The organism is Nereida sp. (genome assembly GCF_965655635.1).
Lineage (GTDB): Bacteria > Pseudomonadota > Alphaproteobacteria > Rhodobacterales > Rhodobacteraceae > Nereida.
The window spans coordinates 127,840-135,965 of record NZ_CBFHHE010000002.1; the positions used below are offsets into that span (position 1 = coordinate 127,840).

At 54.7% G+C, this 8,126-nt stretch carries 8 protein-coding genes; 3 read left to right on the forward strand and 5 right to left on the reverse strand.

Features of this window, described 5'->3' with window-relative positions:
* Positions 1 to 91: 91 nt before the first annotated feature.
* The 3 genes from ACTF5M_RS01380 to secG all read right to left on the reverse strand — a co-directional run bounded on the left by ACTF5M_RS01380 (position 92) and on the right by secG (position 2,844).
* The gene (locus ACTF5M_RS01380; RefSeq protein WP_438959321.1) at positions 92 to 457 is read right to left on the reverse strand and encodes a TerB family tellurite resistance protein; all 366 of its coding nucleotides are present in this window, start codon (positions 455 to 457) and stop codon (positions 92 to 94) included.
* 173 nt (positions 458 to 630) lie between these two features.
* On the reverse strand, positions 631 to 2,274 hold the full coding sequence (locus tag ACTF5M_RS01385; RefSeq protein ID WP_438959322.1) for a CTP synthase: 1,644 nt from the start codon (positions 2,272 to 2,274) through the stop codon (positions 631 to 633).
* Between the two features lie 216 nt (positions 2,275 to 2,490).
* Entirely contained in the window at positions 2,491 to 2,844 is a 354-nt protein-coding gene (secG, locus tag ACTF5M_RS01390; RefSeq protein ID WP_438959323.1) for a preprotein translocase subunit SecG, read from the reverse strand.
* A 213-nt stretch (positions 2,845 to 3,057) separates the two neighbouring features.
* On the opposite strand from secG, the gene ACTF5M_RS01395 reads away from it, so the two are divergent.
* On the forward strand, positions 3,058 to 4,353 hold the full coding sequence (locus ACTF5M_RS01395; protein WP_438959324.1) for an adenylosuccinate synthase: 1,296 nt from the start codon (positions 3,058 to 3,060) through the stop codon (positions 4,351 to 4,353).
* Between the two features lie 33 nt (positions 4,354 to 4,386).
* Positions 4,387 to 4,635, forward strand: a complete 249-nt coding sequence (locus tag ACTF5M_RS01400; protein WP_438959325.1) for a DUF2842 domain-containing protein — start codon at positions 4,387 to 4,389, stop codon at positions 4,633 to 4,635.
* Positions 4,636 to 4,709: 74 nt separating this feature from the next.
* Here ACTF5M_RS01400 and ACTF5M_RS01405 read toward each other — a convergent pair whose 3' ends face one another.
* Positions 4,710 to 6,743: a hypothetical protein gene (locus ACTF5M_RS01405; RefSeq protein WP_438959326.1), complete on the reverse strand. Its 2,034-nt coding sequence runs from the start codon at positions 6,741 to 6,743 to the stop codon at positions 4,710 to 4,712.
* 139 nt (positions 6,744 to 6,882) lie between these two features.
* Here ACTF5M_RS01405 and ACTF5M_RS01410 point away from each other — a divergent pair, with 139 nt between their 5' ends.
* The gene (locus tag ACTF5M_RS01410; RefSeq protein WP_438959327.1) at positions 6,883 to 7,554 is read left to right on the forward strand and encodes a thiamine diphosphokinase; all 672 of its coding nucleotides are present in this window, start codon (positions 6,883 to 6,885) and stop codon (positions 7,552 to 7,554) included.
* Between the two features lie 9 nt (positions 7,555 to 7,563).
* On the opposite strand, the gene ACTF5M_RS01415 is transcribed toward ACTF5M_RS01410, so the two are convergent.
* Positions 7,564 to 8,126 (reverse strand): L-serine ammonia-lyase, iron-sulfur-dependent, subunit alpha (locus tag ACTF5M_RS01415; protein WP_438959328.1); only part of this gene is annotated, 563 nt, incomplete at its 5' end.

Below are 8,126 nucleotides of genomic sequence, written 5' to 3' on the forward strand. Positions count from 1 at the left end.
TGGGTCCACCGTGCAGGGACGACCTAGCTGATCGTCCCGTACATTTGAATGGTTTTCGCAGGTGCGGGCAAGAGGGCTTCGATCCGCTCCATCAAGTTGTGTTCGGGGCTTGTTTTGGGCCGTCGCAATTGACCACAAGAAGCAAGTCATCTATCAGCGCGTCGCGCTCGTGGGCGGGCGTCTCATGGGCTAGCAAGCGCCCCAGAGCTTCGGTGTGGGGATATTCGCGCTCAATCGTTTCACCGGATGCACGCAATTGCGCAGCGGCAATACCGTTGAGACCTAGGCGGCGTTTCAGAACCTCATCAATCGTGGTTATCTCTGCCAAGTTGAGAGGGCCATCACTGCGCGCAAGCCGCACCAGCAGTGCTGCAAGGGTTACGTGGTCGTCGAGTGCTGGTAAAACGGGTTCGAGCCGAGCAGGTCGTGAGACCACCCCAAGAATTCCACCTATCATATCTGCTCCTTGCGCCGCGATTTTTCGCGATCATTACGTTAGCAATGGCCCAGAGGTGACGGTTTCCAAAGGAAAAAATAACAAAGGCGAATCATGTCTTGGTAAGTGTTGCAAGAAAACGCGCCCTGCGGGTGCGGGGCGCGTGTTAAATAATTCAACCAACTAAGGCGGGTTTAGACAAGGCGGGAGGCCTCTTTCGCTGCTTTCACGAACCCCTCAAACAGAGGGTGCGGCGCGAAAGGCTTGGATTTCAGCTCCGGATGGAACTGTACGCCGATGAACCAGGGGTGGTCACGCCACTCAACGATTTCGGGCAGCGTGCCGTCGGGGGACATGCCCGAGAACAACAAGCCACATTCTTCAAGCTGCTTGCGGTACTTCGTATCAACTTCATACCGGTGGCGGTGGCGCTCTTCGATGGATGTCGTGCCGTACACTTCGGCAACTTTAGATCCTTCGACCAGCGTTGCGTCATATGACCCCAAGCGCATGGTTCCGCCTTTATCATCATCTGCCTTACGCTGAACTTTTGCGTTGCCCTGCACCCATTCTTTGAGGTGGTAGACAACCGGTTCAAACCGCTTTTTGCCTGCCTCATGGTCGAACTCTTCGGAACCGGCATCCGCAAGCCCAGCCACATTTCGTGCGGCCTCAATGACAGCCATTTGCATGCCAAGGCAAATTCCGAGGTAGGGCACTTTACGGGTACGAGCGAATTCTGCCGCTTTGATTTTACCTTCGGTGCCGCGCTCGCCAAAGCCGCCCGGAACCAAAATCGCGTGGAACCCTTCGAGGTGCGGAGCAGGGTCTTCACGGTCGAAAAGTTCTGCGTCGACCCATTCAATTTTGACCTTCACACGGTTGGCCATGCCACCGTGGGTTAGAGCTTCGTTGATTGATTTATAAGCATCTTCTAGCTGGGTGTATTTGCCAACAATCGCAACTTTGACTTCGCCCTCGGGGTTGTAAACGCGGTCGGCCACATCTTCCCAACGCTTTAGGTTGGGCTGAGGGGCAGGTGTAATGCCAAAGGCATCCAATACTGCTTGGTCCATGCCTTCACGGTGATAGGCAAGTGGGGCTTCGTAGATGGATTTAAGGTCTTGCGCCGCAATCACGCTCTCGGAGCGCACGTTGCAGAATAGAGCAAGCTTTTCACGCTCTTTTTCCGGGATTGGACCCTCTGAACGGCAAACCAGAATATCCGGTGCCAACCCGATTGAGCGGAGTTCCTTGACCGAGTGTTGGGTCGGCTTTGTTTTCAACTCGCCCGAGGCTTTGATGAACGGCAGCAACGTCAGGTGCATAAAGATACAGTCACCGCGCGGCTTATCGTTGGCGAATTGGCGGATGGCTTCAAAGAAAGGCAGGCCTTCGATGTCCCCAACAGTGCCGCCGATTTCGCACAGCATAAAATCAACTTCATCATCACCAATGTCGATGAACTCTTTGATCTGGTTGGTTACGTGGGGGATTACTTGGATCGTTTTGCCCAAATAATCGCCGCGCCGTTCTTTCTCGAGAACGGTTGAGTAAATCCGACCAGATGAAACGGAATCACTGTTGCGCGCCGCAACGCCGGTAAAGCGCTCATAGTGGCCAAGGTCCAAATCGGTCTCTGCGCCGTCGTCCGTTACAAACACCTCTCCGTGCTCAAAGGGTGACATCGTGCCCGGATCGACATTGAGATATGGGTCCAGTTTACGCAGGCGGACAGTAAAACCCCGCGACTGCAAAAGAGCGCCCAAAGCAGCAGAAGCAAGGCCTTTGCCAAGCGAGGAAACAACACCACCTGTAATAAAAATAAACCGTGCCATGGTGTGAGATATCCCCGTGTTTTGTTGCATGCTCGGTGCAAAACAGCACCTCAGATGCGCTGTATCACGGGGTTTAATCCTATCAGGATTCGGACGAGGTGCGCAACCAGTCAAACGCAATATAGGGCGGAATTAATGTCGCCATATACTATAGATAGTATAAGAAAGCCGCTTTTAGATCAGGTATTTAGACTAACTTGTGTCGTGTTGGGTTGTTTAGTCAGCACGCGGTGTTGCTGGCTCATCCGCAGATGGTGGCAGCAAGTCCGCGCCCGCTGGGGCCACAGGTGCTGTTTCCGCAGAAGGAGGTGCCAATTGATCCACAACAGAGCTGCCGTTGCCATCAAGGGATGTCAAAACAGTCATCAACAAAGCGACCGTCATGAAAGCGACGCCCAAAATCCATGTCACTTTTGACAAGGCCGATGCAGCCGAGCGGCCGGTCATAACACCGCCACCGCCGCCACCACTGCCCATGCCAAGGCCGCCACCTTCAGACCGTTGAAGCAGCACAACGCCGATCAAAGCCAAAGCTAGCAACAACAAAACAATCAGCAGTACGTTTTCCATGGGGGCGCTCGTTTATCAAAGGTTGGCCGGTATGTAGTGGGAACGGCCCAATGTCGCAAGGTCCGAATGTAGGGGATTTATCATTCATTTGACGCTGCTACCTGGGTAACTCTATCAGCTTTGAGGTTTGAGCGCGCCTTTCACCCTTTCCCCTGCCGTGCCTCTGTCTTATAGGGACCACGGTTTGATCTCTAGGCATGAAGGCAGAGCGCAATGGCAAATGTAGTGGTGGTTGGCGCCCAGTGGGGTGACGAAGGTAAAGGCAAGATCGTTGATTGGCTCTCAGAGCGCGCAGATGTCATTGCCCGTTTCCAAGGGGGGCACAACGCGGGCCACACGCTGGTTATTGATAGCAACGTCTACAAATTGCATGCGCTGCCATCCGGTGTGGTGCGTGGCGGCAAGCTCTCCGTTATTGGGAATGGCGTTGTGCTGGACCCATGGCACTTGATGAAAGAGATCGAAACGGTCCGTGCCCAAGGCGTTGAAATCACGCCCGAGACATTGATGGTCGCTGAAAACACACCACTGATTTTGCCAATACACGGCGAACTGGATCGTGCCCGTGAAGAAGCTGCATGCGCTGGCACCAAGATTGGTACAACAGGTCGCGGTATCGGGCCTGCATATGAAGACAAAGTTGGACGTCGTTCTGTCCGCGTAGCCGACCTTGCTGATGATGCAACACTTGTTGCGCGGGTTGATCGTGCGTTGCAGCATCACAACCCGCTGCGCAAAGGTTTGGGAATTGAGCCCGTTGACCGCGAAGCGCTTTTGAACGAGCTGCGCGCCATTGCGCCACAGCTGCTGCCCTACGCAGCACCGGTTTGGAAAGTTTTGAACGAGCGTAGCAAAGCCGGTCAGCGGATTTTGTTCGAAGGCGCCCAAGGCGCATTGCTCGATATCGATTTCGGCACATACCCCTTCGTGACATCCTCTAACGTAATCGCAGGGCAGGCTGCGACGGGTACAGGTCTTGGGCCAACGGCGATTGATTTCGTTTTGGGCATAGTCAAAGCCTACACCACCCGTGTGGGCGAAGGGCCGTTCCCGACCGAGCTGGAAGATGCAGACGGTCAACGTCTTGGTGAGCGCGGTCATGAGTTTGGCACGACAACAGGGCGCAAGCGTCGTTGTGGTTGGTTTGACGCGACCATCGTACGTCAGACCTGCGCCACGTCTGGCGTTTCTGGCATCGCGCTTACCAAGCTTGATGTTCTCGACGGTTTTGACACGCTCAAAATTTGCGTTGGCTATGATCTGGATGGCGAGCGTCTTGACTACCTGCCAACGGCGGCAGACCAACAAGCACGCGTAACACCGATTTATGAGGAAATTGAAGGCTGGCAAGATAGCACTGCTGGTGCAAAATCATGGGCCGATTTGCCTGCTGCGGCCATCAAATATGTCCGCCGGATCGAAGAGTTGATCAACTGCCCCGTCGCCCTAGTTTCAACTTCACCAGAGCGCGAAGACACCATTCTCGTGACGGATCCATTTGCAGACTAAATAGCACGAACGTTAACACTCCGGAGGCCACCAATGGCGCTAAGCCACAAAGCAAAGAGACGTTGGTCACTGTTCATCCTGATTTTTGGGGTGCCGATTTACATTGTTATGGCGGTGACACTTATTGATTTGCTCCGTGACGTGATGGGACGGCCCTCTATTTTAATCGAGTTGGGCGTATTTGTCTTACTTGGTGTTTTATGGGCTTTCCCGCTGAAGGCGGTTTTCAAAGGGGTTGGGCAAGCTGATCCGAATGCACCACCGGAAGATGAACAACACTAATCGAAAAAAAGCGGCCCAGATCTAAGGCCGCTTTTTTGTTTCTGCTCACCAAGTCTTTTAACAAAATGGTGGTATTAAGCCCCGCGCCGCAAGGGGGCGAAATCTTGGTTGGGATTAAATCGGCTGGTTTCTTGCACCACGAACTGCCCTGGTTTTTGTTTTTGGAATTTACCTTGACGCAACAGCTGTCCGAACGAGCGTAACTCGTCCTCGCGGCTAAATCCGTCGTCACTTACGCTGCTTGCTTTTGACATGACTTGTGGGCGCGAGAACGTTGGCTGCCCTTCGACCACAGCGAGATAAACTGCCGCGGCCTCAAGTAGATCGGGAAGTTCATGTGCGCCCATTTGGGCGGCGAATTCTGAAAAGCTTTCGGTCTGAAATGCCGGAATTGTAGTCGCTGCGCTTATTGGTGCCTTGGGCGCGGCCGTCTGTGGATCGGCAGCGGAGGTTTGCTGTGCAACCGGTTTTGATCCGCGAACAACACGGCGCGGACGGATAGGACGCACAGGGAGTGTCGTATCCTCATCTTGCATCTCAGGTTCCGGTGCTTGCGGGATGTCTACACGTTGCTCGGCCACCAACTTAAGCGGGGCTGCGGGCGCTGGGCGCACGGCGTCGGCTAAATCTGCACGGTACTCATCCGTCTGATCGGCGTTGCGATTGCCAAAGCCCGCGGCGAGGTCTGCTGCTTTCAATGCGACCGCTACTTTCAGGTGCGCAATAGCATTTTGCTTGCGGCCTGTTTCGGCGGTGGTCAACTCGCGGTCCGCTTGCTGCATTAAACGCTCCATATCAATTGGCGCGCCTTTGCGGGTTTGGGCCGCTGCTTCTTTGCGGGCATCGACCTCAGCTTTGGCAAGCATTGCTGCAAGAGCGTCTGCTGCGTCATCTTCTTTGGTAGTGGCGGCTTCGTCACGCGTTTCAACTGTAGGTTCAGGCGCGCGTTGGTCAACTGCGCGCGCTTCCGTCTCCGTCTCAGGTTCTGGTATGAATTCTGGTGTGGGCGCTTCTGCCACGTTTTGTGCTTCCTCCTCGGCAGCAAGCGCCGCCGCGAGTTCTGCTTGTAAATCCGCTTCATCCTCGGGGCTTAGGGACGAGGGTGTTGTGAGCATAATTTGTGGGTGATCTGTCGCGGTCTCTGTTGCCTCCACGTCCGTTTCGTCTTCTGCATCGAGAGGGTCATCCATTAGATCATCATCGTCCTCAGCGCTGTCATCTGCTGGGCTTGCGGCTTCAACTTTATTGCCTTGTTGGACTTCGTTTTCTTCCTGTTCATCGCTTTCATCGTCGAACAGTTCTTCCAACTCACCGCTGTCCAATGCGCGCTCAAGATCTGCTTTTTTGACTTTGATGACCCGTGCAACGGGACTTGTTGCTGCATCAACTTTGGGGGCGTGCGCAACTGTGTCGTTGGCCTCATCGTTTTCGACAGTCGAGATGAAGCTATCGATATCGAAATCGTCCGTAGCTAAGTCTGTTTCGTTGTCATTTGGTGCTTCAACTGGTGTGAAGGGGGCGGCGTTAGTCGCTGTTGGGGCGTCATCGCTGTTATGCAAATCCGCAAAGGCAGTGTCTATACCGCGTTCTGCATCGGCGTGCTGGTCTTCGATAAATTCACTGGGGTTGGGTGCAATCGCAGCAGTGGTTGGTGCTGCGCCGCGTGTGGCCTCGCTTTTAGTTGCTGCAGATGATTGGACCGCTGACCTGATGCGCTTGAGCTTTTCGGCAGCACTTGCAACGCCACTATCAGGCTGTGATTGGGCGCTTGCTGAAGCCATATTTGGCACCATCGTCGCGTTTTGCGGGCCGCTAACGTCGGGCTGTGCGGCGGGTGTGGGGGCAGGGCTGCTCGGTCTGGCGCTAAGTTCGACGTCATTGCCTTCAATGCGACCAATCACGCGCCGCTCAATTTCACGCTCTGCGACACGGGCCAACATCTCTGCGTCTGGTACGGGTGGTTCTGCGCCAAAGTACCGGTCATCAGCCGCAAGGTCGCGGAAATACTCCGCAATCGCTTTCATCGCATTGAAGGAATCGTCAAACCCCTCAAGAGTGCGTGAAAACGTCCCATATGAGACTGTTAGAATTTTATTTGGCCCTACCATTGCGTACTCGCTTTCTTTGTAATCCAGCGGGGAACGGTTTAACTTGATACATGTGTCAAATTGGAACAATGCCGCGTTGATGGCGGTGTTATTTCAAGGCAGAATTGTGATTTGTTTCCAACTTAGGCAGTAATGTTAAATGTCCAAAGCAATTGTTTCACAAAACGCACCGGTTTTACTTGTTGGTGGTGGTCCGACTCATCGTGATGATTGGTCTTTGGCGTCTAGGTGCGGTTGCGTTGTGGCTGTGGATGGCGGGGCGGATGCAGCCCTGGCCAATCGCGTGACACCTGATTTTGTGATCGGCGATTTGGACAGTATCAGCGGAACCGCCCATGACAAACTCGCGGATCGGGTCATTGCAGTGCCCGAACAAGACACAACGGATTTTGACAAAGCGTTACGCAATATCGATGCGCCGCTTATCTATGCCATCGGGTTTACCGGCGCGCGCATGGATCACGGCCTTGCTGTGCTTAGCGGCCTTGTCAAAGCGCCCAAATCCCGCTGCATCGTGGTGGGTGAGGTCGATACGGCTTGTCTTGCGCCGGCGCGCCTTGATTTTAGGGATGTGACTGCGCAAACGCGGGTTTCACTGTTTCCGATGGGCCCCGCACGGGCAAGCTCGACTGGGCTGAAGTGGGCGCTGGATGGCATTCGTTTTAGTCCCGACAGCGCAATCGGCACCTCGAACGAGGCTTTGGGCGGCGCCGTAACAATCGAAACATATGATCCCAAAATGTTGCTTATTTTACCCCGCACGTTGATCTACGTGCTGGCGGATGCATTGCGTGCCGCACCCAGCTGGTAGGTGCTGTGGTCAGCAGTTCGGAATATTGACGGCCAGACCGCCCAGAGACGTTTCTTTATATTTCTCCGACATATCCGCACCGGTTTGGCGCATGGTCTCGATCGCCGCGTCAAGCGGGACAAGATGTGTGCCGTCGCCGCGCATCGATAGCGATGCCGCAGATACGGCCTTGATCGCGCCAAGCCCATTACGCTCAATGCAGGGCACCTGAACCAAGCCGCGCACCGGATCACATGTCATGCCTAAGTGGTGCTCAAGTGCGATTTCTGCAGCGTTTTCGATTTGCTCAGTCGTGCCACCCAAAACAGCCGTCAGGCCAGCGGCGGCCATTGCGGCGGCGCTACCTACTTCGGCCTGACAACCAGCTTCTGCGCCTGAGATTGACGCGTTGAATTTCACCAAACCGCCAATCGCCGCAGCGGTCAGCAAAAATTCCGGCACGCGGCTGACAGATGCGCCAGGCACGTGATCGAGGTAGTAGCGTATTGTTGCCGGCACCACGCCGGCGGCCCCATTGGTGGGGGCTGTGACCACCTGTCCACCAGCCGCGTTTTCTTCATTCACGGCCATTG

Coding starts and splice junctions, on each gene's coding strand:
- ACTF5M_RS01385 (WP_438959322.1), bottom strand. CDS start 2,274: ATGGCACGGTTTATTTTTATTACAGGTGGTGTTGTTTCCTCGCTTGGC.
- secG (WP_438959323.1), bottom strand. CDS start 2,844: ATGGAAAACGTACTGCTGATTGTTTTGTTGTTGCTAGCTTTGGCTTTG.
- ACTF5M_RS01410 (WP_438959327.1), top strand. CDS start 6,883: ATGTCCAAAGCAATTGTTTCACAAAACGCACCGGTTTTACTTGTTGGT.
- ACTF5M_RS01400 (WP_438959325.1), top strand. CDS start 4,387: ATGGCGCTAAGCCACAAAGCAAAGAGACGTTGGTCACTGTTCATCCTG.
- ACTF5M_RS01405 (WP_438959326.1), bottom strand. CDS start 6,743: ATGGTAGGGCCAAATAAAATTCTAACAGTCTCATATGGGACGTTTTCA.
- ACTF5M_RS01380 (WP_438959321.1), bottom strand. CDS start 457: ATGATAGGTGGAATTCTTGGGGTGGTCTCACGACCTGCTCGGCTCGAA.
- ACTF5M_RS01395 (WP_438959324.1), top strand. CDS start 3,058: ATGGCAAATGTAGTGGTGGTTGGCGCCCAGTGGGGTGACGAAGGTAAA.